The sequence below is a fragment of the Neisseria sp. P0022.S010 genome, assembly GCF_051956635.1.
The window spans coordinates 1-1,711 of the sequence record NZ_JBQCXF010000598.1 but is presented as its reverse complement, the minus strand read 5'-3'; the positions used below and the strand labels follow the sequence as shown (position 1 = coordinate 1,711).

General features: G+C 49.7%; 2 protein-coding genes. Both read left to right on the top strand.

All coding sequences use genetic code 11. From position 1 onward, the window contains the following. Nucleotides 1-315: 315 nt before the first annotated feature. Nucleotides 316-1,029 carry a GntR family transcriptional regulator gene (locus tag ACTHUT_RS19780; RefSeq protein WP_250599639.1) on the top strand — a complete coding sequence of 238 codons (714 nt, stop codon included), beginning with the start codon at nt 316-318 and terminating at the stop codon, nt 1,027-1,029. A gap of 72 nt (nt 1,030-1,101) precedes the next feature. Next, the coding region (locus tag ACTHUT_RS19775; protein ID WP_440419524.1) for a DeoR/GlpR family DNA-binding transcription regulator at nt 1,102-1,711 on the top strand (610 nt) is incomplete at its 3' end.

Below are 1,711 nucleotides of genomic sequence, written 5' to 3'. Positions count from 1 at the left end.
TGGGTAAAGCGGCAGAAATGAGCCACAGCTTCGAGATCGTCGAAACAGAATAGGACGGTTTCGGGGTGGGCGTGGCGGAGCGTGAACCGACTACCCACAAAAAAAGCAGATATATTCACGCATTAACATGAATATATCTGCTTGCTTTTTATTTCTTTTTCTTCTCTCTCTATCAGCCTTTATAACTTGGCTTGTTGATCTCATTGTGCAAGTTTCGTTTAACATTGTCAACAATTTTTAATTATATTTTAAACAACCCCGAAAGATGCCGGTTTGTAAACGCTTGCGCCTTAATACGGATACTGGGGAAACATTATGGATTACGAAAATAATACCAACGTTGCGCCTGCAACTTCATCGCTTATTTTGGAAGAGCGTCATGATTCCGAACTCTTCCGCGTGTACGCATTGATTTTGGACGGCATTACCGACCATCTGCTGTTGCCGGGCAAAAAACTGACCGAGTCCGAGCTTTGCCGACAAATGGTTTGCTCCCGCAATACCGTGCGTGGCGCATTGTCGCTTTTGGCGCACGACAAAATCGTCGATTTGCAGCCCAATCGTGGCGCATTTGTCCATGTGCCGGACTTGAAAGAAATGAAAGACGTGTTCAACACGCGTATCGAAATGGAAAGCATGATTTTGAGCGTCCTCATCGATATGCCTGATTTGGAAACGCGTCTGAAACCGCTTTACGCCATGATTGAGCAAGAGGGCGCAGCCTCCGAAAGCGGCGACCGCGTGGGTTGGAACCGCCTGTCCAATGCCTTCCATGTCGAATTGGCGCGGCTGTTGGATAATGATGTCCTGTTTGAAATCATGAATACCTTGTGTGCGCGCTCTTCATTGATTGTGGCCGTTTCCGACCCGCTTCGCAAAGAAAAGCGCAATATCGATTCCAATTCACACCATGAACACCGGGAAATCCTCGATTTGTTGCTGGCAGGCAAGCGCAACCGTGTGACCAAAGTCATGCGCCGCCACTTGGGCACGTGTATGGAACGCTTGGAACAGAAACTCGAGATGTAATCGGTTTGACAATAACAAGGCCGTCTGAAATATTCAGACGGCCATTGGTTTATCCCTATAAAACGAAACACCATGAAACCCAAAATCCAAAGACACGAACATATCCTCACCCTTGTCCGCGAACATAACTTTATGACGGTGGAAGAGTTGGCGGCAAATTTGGATGTGACGCCACAAACCATACGCCGCGATGTGCAAGAGTTAAGCGAGACCGGACAGCTCAAACGCTATCACGGCGGCGCATCTTTGGGCGATGTTTCAGTTGTAACGGCAGGGCAGGAGCGGCGCAACCATCAGCAGCAGGAAAAAAACGCCATTGCCCGACTGATTGCTTCCACCATTCCCGACAATGCCTCGCTGTTTATCAGCATCGGCACCACCATGGAAGCCGTTGCCGCCGAGTTGGTCAGACAGCGTAAAAACTTGCGGATTATCACCAACAACATCTACGCTGCCTCCATCACTGCGGCACGTACCGACTACACGGTCATCATCGCTTCCGGCGTGGTCCGCCCCTTGGATGGCGGCATTACCGGCGTGGCGACCGTCGATTTTATCAACCAATTCAAAGTCGACTATGCCATCATGAGTACCCACGGCATAGAAAACGACGGCTCGCTTTTGGATGACGATTACAAGGAAGTCAGCGTCATGCAGGCGATGGTGAACAATGCCCGCGTGC